Source organism: Paraburkholderia gardini (genome assembly GCF_907164575.1).
Lineage (GTDB): Bacteria > Pseudomonadota > Gammaproteobacteria > Burkholderiales > Burkholderiaceae > Paraburkholderia > Paraburkholderia gardini.
This window is the reverse complement of sequence record NZ_CAJQYY010000005.1, coordinates 199,178-217,554: the sequence shown is the minus strand read 5'-3', so window position 1 is coordinate 217,554 and position 18,377 is coordinate 199,178. Positions and strand designations below refer to the sequence as shown.

Here is an 18,377-nt window from a genome sequence, read left to right as displayed (position 1 = left end):
GGCAACCGGCGTGGCCGGTTGCCGCACGATGGTTGCCGGTGCGCGGACTGCTTCGCACAACCAGTATAGGAAATTCGCCTTCACCCCGTATGCCGCGATTCTTTATTTAACCGGCCGTGGCGGGAACCCCCGGGTTCCCTGCCACGGCGCGGGATCAAAAGCTGGTCGTGTTGGCGGCCCACTGCGTCGGGCTCACGTCGAAAGCAAGCGGGCCCAGGTTAGCACCGAGCACACCGATATTGTTCAGCGCCTCGACGTTGACGTACTGCAACTGCTGGATGTTCTGGTTCACGTTGACGTTCACGGTGGGGCTCGCAACCGGACCCTTGCCTTGCAGCCAGGGGTTGCTGATGCCCGTGCCGCCGCGCACGGCCGACATGGCACGACGGTCGAGCTCGCGTGCCTGGGACAGATCCTGAATCATGATGGTTGACATGGTGATGCTCCAGAAGTATCGGGAAGAGAAAGGGAAGCGGGCCGCCCGCATCGGACCGGCGGGATTGCGCGGCCTGCTTCCGTACGCGTTAGCTCACGTTGATCGTGTTCTTCGCGTCGATCGAAGGATTGACGTTCGACGTGACGTTGTTGAGGAAAGCCGAGTCGTTGCCGGTGGCTACCTGAACGCTCATCATCGAAGCGATCGACTGGTCGGCGTACACGTGCTTGCTCGTATCGACCGTGATCGGCGAGAAGTTGAAGTAGTTGTTCGTCGGGAACACGTAGCCACCGCGAACGGCGCGCATGGCGTTGCCGTCGAGTTGTTCGGTGTGCGACAGGTCTTTGATCATCAGCGTTTTCATTTCGGGTCTCCTGGCGGAAAAAGAAGTCTTGCAGCGGGTTGCGAGCATCCTGTTTGCTCGGGAGTCACTAACGCACAGGCTGTGCCAGTTCGCGGCGCATGCCGTAAAAAAACCGCGCGATGCCTGCTGCGCAAGGCGCAACGCGAATTGCGCGATACGTATGGCGTCGCTGTGAACCGCATACGTATGCCCGCGATGGTGGCGCGTAGCCAACTGCCCGCGTCACGGCGTTGGTCCGGCTGCGACACCCGCGCGGCTCACGTGTCCGCGCGCGCGTCGCGGGGCAATCCTGGTTTGCGAAAGCGTCACCTGCGGGCTAGTATCGAAACAGCACATGTAACTGGTTACGACAGGTTGTTCGCCGGCCTCTTCGCGGTTTCCTGCCGCTCCTGCCGGTCCTACGGGAGCACGTCGCTTCGCACATATGGCTAGCCTTGCGCATGTGATCCGCGATTATCAGAGCGGCGGCCTGACGCGCGATGAGTTCATCGCACGGCTCGACAACACGCTGACGACGGACAGCCTCAGTCCCGCGCGGATGATGGACGTCCTCGACGAAGCGCACGCGCGCTCACCGCTGCCCGCCGACCTTCACGCGGAAGTGCGGCGCCGGATCGAGCAGTTACCGGTTTCGAACCTGGCGGCGGGCGGCGAGGAAACGCGTCTGCAAACACGGCAGCAGGCGCATGTGGATGCGCCGTCGCACGGTTCTTCCGGCATGGGCACGGCGGGCCCGTTGCCCGGTCACGACCAGATCAAGGGCACCGGCGACACGCTCAACAACCGCTTCGTGCTCGAAGAATGCCTGGGTGTGGGCGGCATGGGCACCGTCTACAAGGCGCTCGACCTGCGCAAGCTCGAAGCCTCCGATCGCAAGCCGTATCTCGCGATCAAGGTGCTCAACGTCCAGTTCCGCGGCAATCCGAAATCGCTGATCGCGTTGCAGCGCGAAGCGCGCAAGGCACAGGTGCTCGCGCACCGCAACATCGTGACCGTCTACGATTTCGACCGCGACGGCGCGATCGTCTATCTGACGATGGAGTATCTGTCGGGCAGGGCGTTGAGCCAGATTCTGCGCACCGAGGATTTTCACGGCATGCCGGTGCGCGCGGCGCTGCCGATCGTGCGCGGCATGTGCGGCGCGCTCGCGTATGCGCACGAACGTGGCTTCGTGCATTGCGACTTCAAGCCGGCGAACGTGTTCCTGACGGATACGGGCGAGGTGAAGGTGATCGACTTCGGCATCGCGCGCGTGTTTCAGCGGCCCGAAGAGGAGAGCGACGCGACCGTGTTCGATCCCGGCACGCTCGGCGCGCTGACGCCCGCGTATGCGAGCCCGGAAATGCTCGAACATCGCGAGCCCGATCCGCGCGACGATATCTATGCACTCGGCTGCATCACTTACGAGCTGTTGACGGGGCGCCATCCGTTCGACCGGCAGTCCGCGACCCAGGCGCGCAGCACCGGCCGCAAGCCGGAGCGGCCGGAAAACCTCGGCACGCGGCAGTGGCGCGCGTTGCGCTCGGCGCTCTCGTTCGACCGCAATACGCGCACGCCGACTGTCGTGCGTTTCGTCGAGGAGTTTGGCGCCGAGGAAAAAGTCGCACTGAAATCCGCCATGCGCGTGAAGGCGGGCGTCGCGGCCGGGGTGGCGGTGCTGGTCGCGGCGGGCGTCGGCGTCGGGGTGTACCGGGCGTCGTCGGGCGGGCATGAGGAAGCGGCGCCATCGGGTGGCGTGGCGTCCTCTGCTTCCGTGGCTTCTTCGGCGTCCGTCGCGCCTTTGGGTTCGGCGGCTTCGGTTGCGTCGCCTGCGTCGCTTACTTCAGTTACGCGGGCGGTTCAGGCGACGTCTTCGCCTGCGCCGCCGGTTGTTCCGCCTGTGCCCGCGCCGAAACCCGCGCTCTCGATGGCGGCGGTGACGCCCGCGCTTGCCCTGGTGCCGTGTTCCGCGCTGGCTTCCACAGTGGACGGGCACACGTTGCACGTACAGGGCTTCGTGCCGCAGCGCTATGGCGTGACGCAGTTGCAAAATACGTTAGGCGCGGTGCCGGGTGTCGATACGCTGAAACTCGATGTGCAGACACTCGCCGACGACAAGTGCGACGAGATGAAATCGTTCGCGCCTTACTGGGTCAGGAACTGGCAGGGTGGGCGGGCCACGGCGCTCCATGTGCGTCCGGCGGGCGGCCAGTTGACCGAAGGTGATCCGCTCATCGTCGATGTGACGACGCCGGGCTACGACTCCTACGTGAATCTCGACTATTACCAGCTGGATGGCAGCGTCGTCCACATGGTGCCGGGGCCGCGCGCGAAGGACAATCAGGCGCCGCCGCACTATGCCGCGACCATCGGCGGTGGCGGCGACTGGGTGATCGCAAAGCCGTTCGGAGCGGAAATGGTGGTACTGCTGGTGACGCCTGTGCCGCTCTTCGACAGGATGCGTCCGGAGAGCGAATCGCGCGCCGATTATCTACATGCCCTCGATGCGCGGCTCGCGCAGATCGCGGACAAATACGGACGCGATCGTATCGGCGTCGACATCGCGCAGATCACGACGAAGGCCCACTCGCATTGAGCGCGCGCTGCGTGCGCGGCGCTGGCGTCAGTGGTTCGAACAGGCGATCACGCCGCGCTCACTTCAGATCCCTGGCGACGCGAAATCCATCCTGCGACTGACGCACGCTCGAGCTGTACCTGAAGCGTGTCGACGTGAGCATGTAGTTCGCCCCTTCGCGCCATGAACCGCCCCGGATCACGCGCATGTCGCAGCCAGGGGCATCCCACGTGTGGCCGTCGGTGGGGGCGCCCTGATACGAGTTGTGCCAGCAGTCGCTGACCCATTCCCAGACGCTGCCGTTCATGTCGTGCAAGCCGAACGGATTCGCGGCGAACATGCCGACGTTCTCAGGCCCTTCCGTGTGCCACGGGTTGCCGCAGTCCTTGCAGTTCGCGGTGCCTTTGACCATCTTGTCGCCCCACCAGTATTGCGTCGTCGTGCCGCCACGGTCCGCGTATTCCCATTCCGCTTCGGTCGGCAGACGGTATGGCTTGCCCGTGGTTTTCGCCAGCCATTTCACGTAGACCTGTGCATCGTCCCAGCTGAGATCGCGCGCCGGTGCTGTTTTCGACGGGTTGTTGTTGCTCGAAAGCGCCGGGCACGCTTTGGCGTCCACGCACGCGTTCCATTGCTCGATCGTGACTTCGTATTTGCCGATCGCGAACGGCGCTTCGATGGTCACGTGATGAACGGGTTTCTCCGACGGATCGTCGGTGGCGCTGCCCATCGTGAACGATCCTGGCGACAGTGAAACCATGACCGGACAGGCCGCGCAGTCCCTGCTTTCACCGTTGTTCGCGGCGCGGCTGGCCACGACCGCGGGCGGGGCCGCTTTTGCGGGTGCTGTCGCGGAGGGTGCCGATGGTGCGGGTACGGGCGCGGCGGTCGTCGTGCGCGGTTTTTCCGGCGGCAGCGGCGGCAGGGTGGCGGCCGGCGCGGTGCGTGTCGCTTCGGGCGTGGTTTGCGTCTTCGCGGCGGCGCGCAAGCGGTCGATACGCGCGTGCGCCAGCGTCGCGAAGCGCCCGTTCGGATAGGCCTTCAGATACGCTTCGTAGTCGCTTGGGTACGTGCTGTCCTTGATGGAATCCCAGAACGTCAGTTCGTATTGCTCGCTGCTGTCTTTTGGCAGGATGCCGCGGCTATGCAGTGTGATCGGAGCTTCGGTATCCGCGCTCGTGACGTACATGCGCGTGGGTTGGATGGCGTCGTGCCCGACAGCACCCGCTGCAAGCTTTTCATCAAACGATGAGACCACGCGTGGCCGTTGCTTGCCATCCGTCGCCGCACGAATGTTCGCGGCTACGCGCGCAAAGAGCGCCGTTGCATCGTGTGCCGATGCGCCCGACAACTCATGCAGCAACGCATCCGTGAAGACGCCGCCACGTGGCCCATCCGCCGCGAATCCGCCAGGCGCGGTCGCGTACGCGATCATTGTCCGCGCAGGCGGTGCGATGTCGCCGGTATTGGCCGCATCGAAAGGATTGTTCAGACAGGTATCGAGAATCACGAGATTGAGCTTGTGCGCACGCGGCGCGGACATCGCCTGAAGTGCCGCATCGAGATTCAGTCCATCCTTGACGAGCGAAGCGGGCACGCGTGCATCGACACCCGATGGCAGCAGCATCGTGGCGTTTGCCAGCTGGAAACCGTGTCCGGCGAAATAGAACACACCGGTACCGCCGTGCCGCAGACGTCGTGCGAATTCGGCAAGCGCTAACTTCATGGCTTGCGGCGAAGCATTCGTGCGCGTGATGACATCGAAGCCGCGCGCCGCGAGCGCGTCGCGTATCCGCATCGCGTCGCGTGGTGCGTTTTCCAGCGCATGGTCGGGGTAATCGCCATTGCCGATCACCAGTGCGACGCCGCGTGGGGTCATGCCGCTATCGGGAAAGAGGATCTGCGCACTCGCCGTAGCGGTCGTGCCGGCAGGCGAGGGTGCGGCGAAAGCGTCGATCCAATGTGCGTGGAGCGCCCCAACGACACCGATGAGCAGGAGTTTTCGCCACATTTTTAATTCCTGTCTGTTCTGGACCGAACTCAGGTTTCCGGCCACCGGTGCTCCGGTACCGGCGGCTGCCACGCGCGGCGCGGCAGTGTCAGCGCACGACCCTGCTGGCGTATCGATGTATGCGAGTCGCTATGAACAACGATAGCACGCAGTTCGCGCGTCAAAACGTTAACGAGAGTGGCGTATCTTTTTGGCAAGTTCCGTCCTAAGCTAATTCATAAAGCAGACAACACAGATCGGTTTTTTTACCGGTCGTTCCGGCACGCACGTATGCACACATCGCGCCAGCGCGCGCGGACAGGCTCGTTTTGCAGAGCAGGGGGCGACCCGGACAACTCTTCGGGAGAATGCGCGATGCCAAAAAGAATAATGCTGGGTGCGCTGTATGTCGTTGCTTCGCTGTTCCTTGCGAACGCGTCCGCGTTCGCGGCCCGGACGCCTTCGCCGCCCGGCGCCGAGGAGTACATCATCTGGCCCGCCGACGGCACCGTGATTCACGGCGGCAAGCTGTGGGTGCGCATGGGACTGCGCAACATGGGTGTGTGCCCGAAGGGCGTCAACATCCCGAACACCGGGCACCACCATCTGCTGATCGATACCGACCTGCCGCCGCTGGATCAGGAAATTCCATCGGACCGCAATCACCTGCATTTCGGCGCGGGTGAAACGGATGCGCGCATCGAACTGTCTCCGGGTAAACATACGCTGCAACTGCTGCTCGGCGACTACAACCACGTGCCGCACGATCCGCCGGTGTACTCGAAGAAGATCACCATCATCGTGAAATGAGCGAGCGCGGCCGCTTCGGCCTGTCAGGACGGAGAGCACCATCCATGTACAAGATCATTGCTGTCGTCGCATCTGTCGCGGTGTCTGTCGTAGCGTCTGCCGTTACGTTTGTCGCGCTGGCACCGGTTGCGCCCGGAGTGGCATTCGCGGGCACGACGCCATCGCCCGCGGGAGCGTATGCCTATATCGGCTATCCGAACGACGGCCAGGTTGTGCCGGCCAACAAGCCGTTTCGCGTCTGGTTCGGGCTGCGCTATATGGGCGTCGCGCCTAAGGGCGTCAAATATCCGAATACCGGCCACCATCATCTGCTGATCGATACCGATCTGCCGCCGATGGACCAGGAGATTCCCTCCGATCGCAACCACCTGCATTTCGGCGCGGGTGAAACGGAGACGATGATCGAGCTGCCTCCCGGTAGACACACGCTGCAACTGCTGATGGGCGACGACATGCACATCCCGCACAATCCGCCCGTGTATTCGAAGAAGATCACCGTCATCGCGAAGTGAGGTGAGGGGCGAGGCGCCGTGGTACGTTGCCTGCGGCTGGCGGCGCGCTAAAGCGTGGCTAAAGATCACACCAGACATCCTTAAGCACGCCGCTAAAGAAAACGCACGAAGCCGAAGTCTTTAATGTCTCTCCTGATCCAACACTGTCAGGCGTGTTGTCGGTCAAAGCCCATCACCCAGGTCGATTCCATTTCGCTCCTTGCGCGCCCCGCGCATTGACGCATCTCGTGCACACCCCAGCGTTTTCAGGGCTCCGCAGGATTTTCGCGCTAAGGACCACATGCCTGGCACAGGCCATGCATTAGTGACACCCGAGCAGACAGGATGCTCGAAACCAATCGCAAGACTGACCTTTTCCTCTTTGGAGACCTATCATGACAACGCTGATGATCAAAGACCTCTCGAACGCCCAGGACCTCGACAGCAAGAAGATGAGCGCCGTGCGCGGCGGCTTCACGCCGTTCCCGTCGAACAACTTCGTCAACATCATGCCGATCACGTTCGATTCCAGCAAGACGGCCTACGTCAAGCAGCTCAACGAGAACCAGCTTGGCTCGCAGATCGCTACCGGTGACGGCTCGGCGTTCCTCGACAACGTCAAGACGATCTCGAATCCGTATATCGACAGCAACAACACCGTCAACATGTAAAGCGTGACGGGGAGACCACCGCGGAGGCCTCGACGTCTCCGCGGACACAAGCCGGCTGCGTCATCGCGTACGCCGGCTTTCATGAAAAAGAAACCGCAACCAATCGTTCTTTTCATAGACCGCCGCACCGCACTGCATCGCACCTGTCCCCGCGCTAACCGCCCGCCACGCTCCACAACCGGAAGACGTGCAGGACGCGTGTTGCCTGATTGCGCGCACCCGAATGCCGTGCCGCTGGATTGACCGGAGATTATCGTGTCAGCGTTGCATCATTGCCCAGTCCGTCGTACCTGGCGCATCGCGCCAGCCAGTCGCCGCGTCGCGGACGATGGAGCGGGCGCCGAACCCCTCCCTGCCGCACCCACCGCCCGCACGTTCAGGACCTTCGGCACCATTGCGCTGTGCGCCGTGCTGCTTTCGGCGTGCGTCGATGTCAGCATGCCTGACTACAAGCGCCCCGATACGCCCGCGAAAGCATCGTGGTCCGACAAGACCGGCTCGATCGTTTCACCCGCCGACACAATCGAGCCCGACTGGTGGAAGGGCTTCCAGGACCCGTACCTGAACGCGCTCATCGCGAAGGCGATTGCCGGCAACTTCGATATCAAGGTGCTGGCCGCGCGCATCGACGTGGCCGGCACGCAGATCGGCGAAGCGAAAGCCGGCGCGCTGCCGGTGATGGATCTCGGCGCGGGCGCGAATTACCAGAAGATCACCGGGCAACCGTTTTCGCATCAGTACAACCTCGCGACCCAGGTGAGCTGGGACATCGATATCTGGGGCAAGGTCGAGAAGGGCGTACAGGCGCAGAAGGCCGAATTCCATGCGAGCGAGGCCGACTGGCGCGCGGGCTATCTGGAACTGGTGGCGAACGTCTCGACGACCTATTTCCAGATCCTGCAGTTCGACGACCAGATCGAGCAGCAACAGAAGACGCTCGCGACGAACCGCCAGATCCTCGCGATCTACGATGGCATGAACCGCAACGGCCTCGCGCCGAAGACACAGGTGCTGCGCCAGCAGGCGGAGATCAATCGTCTGACTAACGAACTGCTGGAGTTGCGCCGCTCGCGCGACGTAGCGAACAACGCGCTGTCGACGCTGATCGGCGTGCCCGCCGGCGAATTCAGACTGCCGGCCGGGCATCTCCAGCAGCGCGTGCAGTTGCCGCCCGTGCCCGCCGGTTTGCCCGCGCAATTGCTGTCACGCCGGCCCGATGTGGTCGCGGCTGAATTTCGCGTGCTGGAATCGTACGACCTCGTCGGCGAAGCGAAGCTCGCGCAGTTGCCGACGATCAACCTGACGGGCCACGGCGGTACCGCCAGCTTCGCGCTGACCGATCTGCTGAAGTCGATCACGTATGGCTTCATGCCGAGCATCGATATTCCGCTGCTCGATCCGGGTGTGCGCGCGCATGTGAAGACCACGCAGGCGCAGCAGACAGTCGCCGAACAGCAATATCGCAGCACGGTCATGGCCGCGTTTGAAGAAACGGAGAGCGCGCTCGTCAATCTGAATGCGCATCGCCAGCAGCGCGTCGAATTGCAGGAAGAAGTATCGCGGCTGCAGATCGTCGCGAACCAGATCGAAGCGCAGCTAAAAGAAGGGGTGGTGTCGCAGCTCGAAGTGTTCGAGACCGAGCGCACGTTGCTGCTGGCCCAGCAGGATCTGCTTGCCAATCATCAGCAGATTCTGTCGGACACGGTGCTGCTGTACAAGGCGCTCGGCGGCGGCTGGCCCGCTGTCGATGTGCAGTTGCAGGTGAAGCAGCCATGAGCCGGTCAGGCGACACAAAAGCGCAGGGTGAACGGTTGCTCACGCGGTTCATCGTCCGCGCCGGACAATTGACTACCGCGATACGTGACTTACACTCTTTGTGTGACCGCGGCCCATGCGGTCGGGCCTGTCACGCCGCATCCGCCGCGGATGCCAGCGGCGCGCCCCTGACGCATTCGCGGCAGCGGGTAAACGCTTAGTGATCCAGATCATGACTCCAGGCGAAGTCCAGATTGCCGAGGCGCGCACTACACTGGACCAGGCGTTCGACGTCGTGCTCTCGCCGGTGTCGCACCCGGCGCTCGGTGCGATCCGGATCATCGACACCCTGTTTGCCATTGGCCGCAGCGAACCGCCGTTCGTCGATTACCCGCGCGAACTGCTTACCCGCCTGTCGCGCCGGCACGCGCGCATTTTCACCGAACACGGCGTGGTCTACGTCGCGGATCTCGACAGCAAGAACGGCACGACGCTGAACGGCAAGGACGTTCGGCAGACGCCCGGCCGCGTGCGCGCCGGCGACGAACTGTGTTTTGGCGGCGAGCTGTCGTACCGGATCGCCATCGAGCCGCGCGCGCGCATTGTCGCCGCCGCGCAGGCCGCGCAGCCGGCCGGTCTCACGCTCGTGCCCGAGCGCGACGATCTGGGCCTTTTACCCGTCGACGTGCGCGCGTTCCCGTTTCTGGTCAGCAAGGTCGACGACGTTTTCGCACGCTACAAGGCGCGCTATCCACATCAGGTCAATTACATTTCGCGGCGCCATGCGCATATTTTCGCGCGCGCGGGCGATCTTTACGTCGAGGATCTGGGCAGCACGAACGGCACGTTCGTCAACGGCAGGCGGCTCGACGAATCGGCGCATGCGTTGCTGGAGGGCGACGTCCTTGCATTCGGCGGCGATCACTTCGTCTACAGGGTGGAGCTGCAGCAAACACCCGAATTCGAGCCGACCGTGACCCAGATGATGGCCTCCCCCCCGATCGAAGCAATCGACGCCGACAAGACCACCTTCGTCGGCGCCGCGCATTCGTTCCTCGATATTTTCTGCGTCGACCAGGCGCGGCAGCGCGAAGACGAAGTCAACGAAGCGAGCCAACCCGATCCCGACGATACGAAGCGCGACACGCATGCGCATCGCGCGCAGCGGCGCTGGCGCGTGCTGGCGACGGAGCTTGCGAACGCGTTCTCGGGCGGCGAGCAGCTCGCGACAAAGCGTGCCGCGTGGTGGGGGCTCGCGGGCGTGATCGCGGTGATGGGTATCGGCGTTGCGCTGTATATGAGGGGCGCATCGGAGCGCGAACTGAAGAACCTGCTCGCGGCGGGCGACTACGAACAGGCGCTGGACGTCGCGAACGACGACGTGCGACAGCACCCGGCGGACGCGCATCTGAAGGCGCTGGCGAGCGAGGCGCTGTTGAAGGCGAAGGTGCCCGACTGGCTCGCCGCGCTGCAGAAGCGCGAATTCGACCGCGCCGATACGCTGCTGGGAAGTATCAGAACGCTGGGTGCGGTGAATCCGGATGCGACATCGCTCGTCGGCGAACTGCAATGGGTGGGCGATCTCGAACGCTTCGTGGTCGGACGCGGCGGCCCGGATGCACCGATCCGCATCTATGCCGACGAAGGCCGGATCGGCGATCTGCTCAGGCGCTGGGAAGACGATGCGCGTGCTCACCAGCGCGCGCTCGACCGGATCGCGTCGTACGTGCCCGCGTTCGCGGACCCTTACGCGCAGGCGTTGAGCCATCTGCGCAAGCTGCAAAGCGACGACGCCGTGTATCTCGCCGCGATCGGCCGGCTGAACGCGACGATCGACACCGAGCTCGCGCGCGACAAGCCCGATGCGTTGCCGCCGGTGCTCGATGATTACGCGCAGCGTTATCCGCGGCTCGCTGGCCTCGACCGCGTGCGCGGCGATCTGAAGGCATACACCGAACTGCTGGGTGACGCCGTCGCGCGAGAGCTCACGCCGCTGCTTGCCCTGATGAAACACGTGCATTTCTCGACGCCACCGTTCGAGGCGCACTACGCGCGCCTCGCGGCGAGCCGCTTGCCTTCAGCCGATGTCATCCAGCGGCACGACGCGGTAACGGCTGCGTGGCAACACGGCGACGGGTTACAGGCGCTCGCCGCGTTGCAGGCGATTCCCGCGAACCCGTGGTCCGACGTGCTGACGGCGGAGCAGACGCACAAGAAGGCCGTGCTCGACCAGTACGCCGATCTGCGGAAGTCGCGCGGCACGAAGGACTATGACGGGCGCCTGCTGTCGTTCTACGCCGCGCTCGACCCGGCGGAAGACACCTGGTTCATGCACGCGATCGAAGCGGATGTCACCGCGACGCACGACAAGGCGCTGACCCGCGCGCAGGATCTGCTGACGCGCGCGCAGGCCGAGTGGCGCCAGTACCGTGCGAACGGTGCGATCGGCGGCACGCAGCGGCTCGAATCCGGCATCTCCGGAGGCTTTCGCAGTCAGGCGCATCTACTGTCTGAAGCGCAGTCGCTCGCCCAGCAGGGCATGCGCATCTACACGCAGCTGAAGGCCGACCATCCGTCCGACTGGGACACGCTGCTTGCCGACATCAACGCCGAAGCGGATATGCAGCGCCGCTCACTGGAAGAACTGCGCATGGTGCTCGAACCCGGACTGTTGAAGTCGAAGCTGGCACTCATCGGAGGCGACAGCAGTGAAACGCGACAGTCACCCTGAATTGCTGTCCGAGGCGCTGGCGGACCATAGCGCCGAAGGCATCGCGATCCTGATGGCCGAGCCCGTCAAGCTCGCCCACGCGCTGATCCTGGCGATGGCGGGGCTGGTGGTCGTCGGGCTGCTGTGGTCGTTCGTCGGCCGCGCGGATGTGATCGTGAGCGCGCCCGGCACGCTCTCGCCGGAATCGGACGTGCGCCGCTTCTATGCGCCGATCGACGGCGAACTCGCCGACGTGTACATCGCCGAGGGCCAGCCCGTATCGAAAGGCGACGTGCTTGCGCGGCTCAATGCGCGCGGCGCGATCGAGGCGGCGAGCAACGCGCTCCAGGCGCAACTGAAACTCGAAGACGCCGAGCGCGAATGGCAGCAGTTCCCCGCAAAGAAGGCGCTGATGGAGCGCAAGGCCGCGGCGCTAAAGGACCAGATCGACGTGGAGGCACGCCAGCACGAGACGCGTGTCGCCGAAGGCACGACGAAGCTTGCCGAAGGCCAGAAAGCCGAACTCGACGAAGCACGCAGCATCCTCGATAACGCGCGACGCTCGCGCGATGCGGCGCGGCAGGAGTTGGACAGCTATTCGCGGCTCTTTGCGCAGCCAGGCGGTGGCGGCATCGCGGAGCTTCAGGTCGAGGCGAAGCGCACCGCGTATCTGGCGGCGGAAAACGCGTATCGCGTCGCGCAGTCGAAACTTGCGGAGCTGGACTTCCGTTTGAGCCACGAATATACGCAGGCGAACGCGCAACTCGAAACGAGCGGGCAGGAGACCACCAATCTGCAGATCCAGTACGACGCCGCCGTGCGCGAAATCGCCACGACGGAAGACAAGCTGCGGCTGCAGGTGCAAACCGCGCGGCTCGTCGCGGAGGCCGCGGCGCGCATCCGTTTCGAGAATATCGACAAGGACAACTTCCTGCTGATTCTCGCGCCGACTTCGGGCGTGATCACGGATGTCACGTCGACGCAGCCCGGCGACAAGATCCTGGCGAACGCGCCGCTTGGCGGCATTGCGCCCAAGGACGCCCGTCAGGTGCTGAAGATCGAGATTCCCGAGCACGACCGCGCGTTCCTGCACGAAGGCCTGCCTGTCAAGATGAAATTCAATGCATTTCCTTATCAGCGTTACGGGCTGATCAGCGGCACGCTTGCATTCATATCGCCCGCGACGAAACCTTCGGCGCTCGACAAGCAGCCTGTCTATGAAGGCCGCGTCACGCTCGACAAGAACTACTATCAGATCGCGGACACCCGTTATCCGTTGCGTTACGGCATGACGGCGACCGCGGAGATCGTCGTGCGCGAACGGCGTCTGATCGATCTGGGCCTCGATCCGTTCCGGCAGATTGCCGGCTGATCGAAGCGCGAAGTTGCGGCAACGAGAAGAACCGAAGGCCGCGCGCAGGTGCGCGGCCCAACCTGAGGAGCGGACGAGATGACCGCGATAGTGCGAATCGATGAAGAAGTCGTGGACGTCGCCGAATTCATCCGGCTGCTTAAACTGACCGGCCAGTTCGAAAGCCTGATCGAGCAGCTCGTGCGCGACAAGCTCACCGTGCATGCGGCGAAGAAGCAGGGTATCACCGTCACCGCCGACGAAATCCAGCAGCGCGCCGACCAGTTTCGCCGGGTGCGCGGCCTGCATCGCGCGACCGACATGAACCAGTATCTCGACACGCTCAACGTGAGTCTCGACGAGTTCGAGGCATTCATTACCGACGGGCTGTATCAGGAGAAGATGCTCGATCAGGTCGGCAACGAAGCGGCGATCGAGGAATATTTCTCGCTGAATTCGCCGAAGTTCGATGCGATCGAAGTGAGCCATATCGTGCTCGACAGCGAAGGCAAGGCGAAGGAAATGATCTCGTACCTGAACGACGATCCCGAAAGCTTCGCGGACATGGCGCGTGAACATTCCATCGCCGATACGCGCGAGGCGGGCGGCGTGATCGGCAAGGTGCTGCGCGGATCGCTGAAACCCGATATCGAGGCGAAGATTTTCAACGCGCAGGTGGGCGATCTGCTCGGGCCGTTTCCTTCGCCGGACCGTTCCTGCTATGAGATTTTCGCGGTAACCGCGAAATATCCCGCGACGCTCGATGCCGACGTCGCCGCTGAAGTGAGGCGCCTCCTGCGCGAGGGCTGGCTGATCGCGCGTTCGCAGGAACACGTGATCGAGGCGCGCTAGGCACATGGACGCGCCCCAGACCACGCCTTCGGCGGCAGAGTTTCTCTCCACGGTCGAGATTCTGTCGCCGTTCTCGCGCGACGAACTCGAACGTCTCGCGGAACACGCGCAGCCGCGCTTCTATTCGTTTGGCGAAACCGTGTGCAACGCGGGCGAACCGGCGGAAGGCCTCTTTGTGATCCGTTCAGGATCGGTACGCATCTTTACCGAGGAGCACGGCAAGGAAATCAGCATGGGCGTGCGCAAGGCAGGCGAAATCTTCGCCGATATCGCGATGCTGCGCGCGTATATGCATGAATCGTCGGTGCGTTCGTCGGCGAAGACCGAACTGCTGTTCATTCCACGCGGCGCGATCGAACCGGTGATCGCGGGCAATCAGGCCGCGATGGCGTTCATCGCGAGCTATGTCGCGATCAGTTCGGCGGGCGGCTTTGTCGCGCAGCTGTTCGATCTGCGCGGCAAGCTGAACAAGGCCGAACTCGAGGAATATGTGCGTAGCGTCGGCGTGAAGCGCGTGACGGCCGGCAAGGAAATCCTCAAGCAGGACGCACGCGACGATCGCCGTCTTTACGTTGTGCGTCAGGGCGAAGTGCGGATCGTGCGGACCGAGGACGGCAACGCGTACACGCTTGCCACGCTCAAGGAAGGCGAGATTTTCGGCGAGAAAGCCTGCCTGATGCGTCAGGAGCAGATGGCTTCCGTGATAGCGACGACCGATACGCGTCTGCTGGTGATTCCCGAGCGCACCGTCCACTTCATTCTCGAGCGCAATCCGAAACTGCGCGAAGTACTCGACGAGCGGATTCGCTACGGCGATCGCGAACTGCAACGCCAGAAGCGCATCGAGCAGCGTCGCAAGCTGCCGTTGATGCTCGATCTTCATACGAAGCCCGAGTTCGGCGAGAAGGTCATCAGGCGTTTTGCGCTCGTCGAACAGGCGGAGGAAATGGACTGCGGCGCGGCGTGCCTTGCAATGGTGTGCCGCCATTACAGCATTCCGATGACGCTCGGCAAACTGCGTGAACTCGCGAACGTGACGACGCAGGGCGCGACGCTGGACAGTCTCGCGCGCGCGGGTGAATCGCTCGGCTTTACCGCACGCGGCGTGCAATGCACGTTCGATTCGCTGCGCGGCTTCGACCTGCCGTTCATCGTGCACTGGGAAGGCTATCACTACGTCGTCGTGTACGGCCTGTCGAAAGATTACGTGTGGGTGGCCGATCCCGCACTTGGCTTTCGCAAGCTCACGGTCGAGGACTTCGAGCGTGGCTGGAGCGGGACGTGTCTGGTGTTCACGGCGGGGCCGGATCTCGTGCAGATCTCGGCGTCGCGCTCACCGTGGATCCGCTTTGTCGGCTATCTCACGCCGTACAAGAAGATTCTCGCGTACCTGTTCCTTGCGACGTTCGTGATCCAGGTGCTGGGCGTGATTCCGCCGCTCATCATCCAGAACATACTCGACGGCGTGATCGTGCATCAGAACGTGAGCCTGCTGCATCTGCTGATCGTCGGGCTGATCATCGCGAACGTGTTTTCCCAACTGATGTCGTCGATCCGCGCGTATCTGGCGAACTTCATGGTGCGCAACATGGACTTCGCGATGATGTCGCAGTTCTTCAGGCACACGATGTCGCTGCCGTTCTCGTTCTTCGCAAAGCGCAAGACCGGCGACATCTTCGCGCGCTTTCAGGAGAACCTGACGATCCGCGCGTTCCTGACCGAATCGACGGTGACCACCGCGCTCAATCTGCTGATGGTGTTCATCTACTTCTCGATCATGTTCTTCTATAACGTGAAGATGACGCTGGTGCTGATCGCGTTCGTGATTCCGATCATGGCGCTCACCGCCATCGCCACGCCGAAGATCAAACGCTATGCGCGCGAATCGTTCACCGCATCGACCGATTCGAAGTCGTTTTTGATGGAAGCGCTCGCGGGCGTCGAAACGGTGAAGGGCATGGGCATCGAGCGGCCGGTGCGTCTGCGCTGGGAAAAGAAATACGCCAAGGCGCTCGAAGTGCAGTATCGCGCGCACGCGTTCAGCATTCTTGTCGGACTTGGCAGCCAGTTGCTGAACGCCGCGACGACGATCGCGATCCTGTGGGTCGGCGCGAATCTCGTGCTTGCGCGCGAAATGACGATCGGCCAGCTGATTGCGTTCAACGCGTTCATGGGCAGCGTGCTAAGCCCGCTGATGGGTCTCGTCGGATTGTGGAGCATGTTGAACGATGCCGGTGTCGCGATGGAGCGGCTAGGCGACGTGCTCGATATCGAACCTGAACAGAAGCCGCAGGACCTTGCCTCGCGCGTGATGCTGCCCGATCTGCAGGGCGAAATCAGCCTGAACGGCGTGTATTTCCGTTACGGCGACAGCGATAGCGCGTATGTGCTCGAGAACATCAGCTTCGATATCAAGCCAGGCGAGCTCGTTGCCATTGTCGGGCGCAGCGGGTCGGGCAAGACCACGCTGGCGAAACTGCTGGTGGGTTTTTACGCGCCGTCGGAAGGCAGGATGTCGGTGGATGGCTACGACCTCAACGTGATCGACAAGGCGTATTACCGCGCGCAGATCGGCTACGTGATGCAGAGCAATCTGCTGTTTTCCGGCACGATCGCGGAAAACATCGCGAGCGGCGACGATACGCCCGATCGCCGCCGCATCGAGGAAGTCGCGAAAATGGCCGACGCGCATGCGTTCATCAGCAAGATGCCGCTCGGCTACGAACAGATCGTCGGCGAGCGGGGCATCGGTTTGTCGGGCGGCCAGATCCAGCGGATGTGTATCGCACGCGCGCTGTATCACGATCCGCGTCTGCTGGTGTTCGACGAAGCGACGTCGGCGCTCGATTCGCAGTCCGAGAGCAATATTCTCGGCAACATGCACGATATCCTGAAGGGACGCACGGCGGTCATTATCGCGCACCGGCTCAGCACGATCATGCGCGCGGACAAGATTCTCGTGCTGTACGAAGGTGCGATTGTGGAACAGGGGCGTCACGAGGACCTCGTGCAACGCAAAGGCATGTATTACCAGCTCGTGCAAAAACAGTTGAGCGCGTGATGCAGATACTCGACCAGCCCGAAGACAGCAGTCCCGCGATCTCGTACGCCGCCCTGATCGAGAAGATCGAAATCCTGCGCTCGACGCTGCGCTGGTCGTCGCGGCTCGAACGCGCGGATATCGAGAAGCTGCTGCGCCAGGCGAATACGCTGCGCGACGAAGTCATGCAGATGTCGCACAAGGAGCGCTTCGTGCAGGCGGCGGTGGCCGAACCGGTGCGCATCGAGCAGTCGCGCCAGGCGCGGCGCCAGGGGCTGCTCGAACGCAGCTTCATTTTCGAAGGCACATTCGGCGACAACCCGCGGCTGCTCGAAGCGCTCGAAATCGCGGAGAAAGCCGCGCCGACCGATCTGCCTGTGCTGATCGACGGCGAGAGCGGCACCGGCAAGGAGCTGATGGCGAAGGTCATTCACGCGAACGGCGGCCGCGCGGACAAGCCGTATATCTCGGTGAACTGCGGCGCGATTCCCGACAACCTGCTGGAGTCGGAACTGTTCGGGCATCGGCGCGGCGCGTTTACCGGCGCGTCGAGCGATCGCAAGGGCAAGTTCGAAAGCGCGCATACCGGCACGATCTTTCTCGACGAAATCGGCGAGTTGCCGCTGGCAGGCCAGGTGAAACTGCTGCGCGTGCTCGAAGCGCACGAAATCCAGCGCGTGGGTTCCGATGAGCCGATTGCCGTCGACACGCGCATCGTCGCGGCGACCAACCGCAATCTGCGGCAACTGAGCGAAGAGGGCAGGTTTCGCGAGGACCTGTTTTACCGGCTAAGCGTGATTCACGTGACGCTGCCGCCGCTGCGCGAGCGGCGCGACGAAATCCCGCTACTGTTTTCATGGTTCGGCGACGAAGCCGCCGGTGCGCTCAAGCGGCGGCCGGTTCGCCTCACGCCGCGGCTGCGCGATTTCCTGTTGAGCTACGCGTATCCGGGCAACATCCGCGAGCTGCGCAACGTGATGTACCGCGTGTCGTGTCTCGCGGGGGATACGGCCGACATCGAACATCTGCCGGTCGACATGCGGCCTGCGGCAAGTGCTCCGGCGACCTCGGGTGGCGCCCATCCGGCCGGCGCGAACGGCGAGGGCGTCACGAACCTGATGTCGCTCAGCGACGCAAAGCGGGCCGCCAGCGATGAAGCCGAAAAGGCGTTTCTCGAACGCGGTCTTCACGAAGTGGGCGGCACGGTGGCGGAACTCGCGCGGCGCGTCGACATGAACCGCTCGCATCTGCAGATGCTGCTGAAGAAACACGGCCTGCATTCGAAGGATTTTCGCAATCACGCCAGCAAGGAAAGCCGCGACGACAGCGAAGAGAAAGAGGCAGGCTGACGTC

General features: G+C 63.2%; 13 protein-coding genes. 10 read left to right on the top strand and 3 right to left on the bottom strand.

Annotated elements, in window-relative coordinates:
- Window positions 1-154 precede the first annotated feature (154 nt).
- Both LPA34_RS06345 and LPA34_RS06340 read right to left on the bottom strand, forming a co-directional pair.
- Window positions 155-436, bottom strand: coding sequence for a hypothetical protein (locus tag LPA34_RS06345; protein WP_228976088.1), 282 nt, complete (start codon window positions 434-436; stop codon window positions 155-157).
- 88 nt (window positions 437-524) lie between these two features.
- Window positions 525-800, bottom strand: a complete 276-nt coding sequence (locus LPA34_RS06340) for a hypothetical protein (RefSeq protein ID WP_228976086.1) — start codon at window positions 798-800, stop codon at window positions 525-527.
- A 424-nt stretch (window positions 801-1,224) separates the two neighbouring features.
- Here LPA34_RS06340 and LPA34_RS06335 point away from each other — a divergent pair, with 424 nt between their 5' ends.
- Entirely contained in the window at window positions 1,225-3,375 is a 2,151-nt protein-coding gene (locus tag LPA34_RS06335) for a serine/threonine protein kinase (RefSeq protein WP_228976085.1), read from the top strand.
- A gap of 58 nt (window positions 3,376-3,433) precedes the next feature.
- On the opposite strand, the gene LPA34_RS06330 is transcribed toward LPA34_RS06335, so the two are convergent.
- On the bottom strand, window positions 3,434-5,365 hold the full coding sequence (locus tag LPA34_RS06330) for an SUMF1/EgtB/PvdO family nonheme iron enzyme (RefSeq protein WP_228976083.1): 1,932 nt from the start codon (window positions 5,363-5,365) through the stop codon (window positions 3,434-3,436).
- A gap of 354 nt (window positions 5,366-5,719) precedes the next feature.
- On the opposite strand from LPA34_RS06330, the gene LPA34_RS06325 reads away from it, so the two are divergent.
- The 9 genes from LPA34_RS06325 to LPA34_RS06285 all read left to right on the top strand — a co-directional run bounded on the left by LPA34_RS06325 (window position 5,720) and on the right by LPA34_RS06285 (window position 18,373).
- Entirely contained in the window at window positions 5,720-6,154 is a 435-nt protein-coding gene (locus tag LPA34_RS06325) for a DUF4399 domain-containing protein (protein ID WP_228976082.1), read from the top strand.
- A 44-nt stretch (window positions 6,155-6,198) separates the two neighbouring features.
- Window positions 6,199-6,666 (top strand): DUF4399 domain-containing protein, encoded by a 468-nt coding sequence (locus LPA34_RS06320; RefSeq protein WP_228976079.1) that lies wholly within the window; start codon window positions 6,199-6,201, stop codon window positions 6,664-6,666.
- Between the two features lie 374 nt (window positions 6,667-7,040).
- Window positions 7,041-7,316 carry a hypothetical protein gene (locus tag LPA34_RS06315; protein ID WP_228976078.1) on the top strand — a complete coding sequence of 92 codons (276 nt, stop codon included), beginning with the start codon at window positions 7,041-7,043 and terminating at the stop codon, window positions 7,314-7,316.
- Window positions 7,317-7,709: 393 nt separating this feature from the next.
- Window positions 7,710-9,092 (top strand): efflux transporter outer membrane subunit, encoded by a 1,383-nt coding sequence (locus tag LPA34_RS06310; protein WP_228976122.1) that lies wholly within the window; start codon window positions 7,710-7,712, stop codon window positions 9,090-9,092.
- A gap of 211 nt (window positions 9,093-9,303) precedes the next feature.
- Entirely contained in the window at window positions 9,304-11,802 is a 2,499-nt protein-coding gene (locus tag LPA34_RS06305; RefSeq protein ID WP_228976075.1) for an FHA domain-containing protein, read from the top strand.
- Window positions 11,780-13,153 carry an HlyD family efflux transporter periplasmic adaptor subunit gene (locus tag LPA34_RS06300; protein WP_228976074.1) on the top strand — a complete coding sequence of 458 codons (1,374 nt, stop codon included), beginning with the start codon at window positions 11,780-11,782 and terminating at the stop codon, window positions 13,151-13,153. The genes LPA34_RS06305 and LPA34_RS06300 overlap by 23 nt, the downstream gene beginning before the upstream one ends.
- Window positions 13,154-13,231: 78 nt before the next feature.
- Window positions 13,232-13,984 carry a peptidylprolyl isomerase gene (locus LPA34_RS06295; protein WP_228976072.1) on the top strand — a complete coding sequence of 251 codons (753 nt, stop codon included), beginning with the start codon at window positions 13,232-13,234 and terminating at the stop codon, window positions 13,982-13,984.
- A 4-nt stretch (window positions 13,985-13,988) separates the two neighbouring features.
- The gene (locus LPA34_RS06290) at window positions 13,989-17,045 is read left to right on the top strand and encodes a peptidase domain-containing ABC transporter (protein ID WP_228976070.1); all 3,057 of its coding nucleotides are present in this window, start codon (window positions 13,989-13,991) and stop codon (window positions 17,043-17,045) included.
- Window positions 17,042-18,373, top strand: a complete 1,332-nt coding sequence (locus tag LPA34_RS06285; protein WP_228976068.1) for a sigma-54 interaction domain-containing protein — start codon at window positions 17,042-17,044, stop codon at window positions 18,371-18,373. The genes LPA34_RS06290 and LPA34_RS06285 overlap by 4 nt, the downstream gene beginning before the upstream one ends.
- Window positions 18,374-18,377 lie beyond the last annotated feature (4 nt).

Bases quoted from the DNA above. Each gene is read 5' to 3' on its own strand.
- LPA34_RS06345 (WP_228976088.1), bottom strand. From the start codon at position 436: ATGTCAACCATCATGATTCAGGATCTGTCCCAGGCACGCGAGCTCGAC.
- LPA34_RS06335 (WP_228976085.1), top strand. From the start codon at position 1,225: ATGGCTAGCCTTGCGCATGTGATCCGCGATTATCAGAGCGGCGGCCTG.
- LPA34_RS06305 (WP_228976075.1), top strand. From the start codon at position 9,304: ATGACTCCAGGCGAAGTCCAGATTGCCGAGGCGCGCACTACACTGGAC.
- LPA34_RS06290 (WP_228976070.1), top strand. From the start codon at position 13,989: ATGGACGCGCCCCAGACCACGCCTTCGGCGGCAGAGTTTCTCTCCACG.
- LPA34_RS06320 (WP_228976079.1), top strand. From the start codon at position 6,199: ATGTACAAGATCATTGCTGTCGTCGCATCTGTCGCGGTGTCTGTCGTA.
- LPA34_RS06325 (WP_228976082.1), top strand. From the start codon at position 5,720: ATGCCAAAAAGAATAATGCTGGGTGCGCTGTATGTCGTTGCTTCGCTG.
- LPA34_RS06330 (WP_228976083.1), bottom strand. From the start codon at position 5,365: ATGTGGCGAAAACTCCTGCTCATCGGTGTCGTTGGGGCGCTCCACGCA.
- LPA34_RS06340 (WP_228976086.1), bottom strand. From the start codon at position 800: ATGAAAACGCTGATGATCAAAGACCTGTCGCACACCGAACAACTCGAC.
- LPA34_RS06295 (WP_228976072.1), top strand. From the start codon at position 13,232: ATGACCGCGATAGTGCGAATCGATGAAGAAGTCGTGGACGTCGCCGAA.
- LPA34_RS06315 (WP_228976078.1), top strand. From the start codon at position 7,041: ATGACAACGCTGATGATCAAAGACCTCTCGAACGCCCAGGACCTCGAC.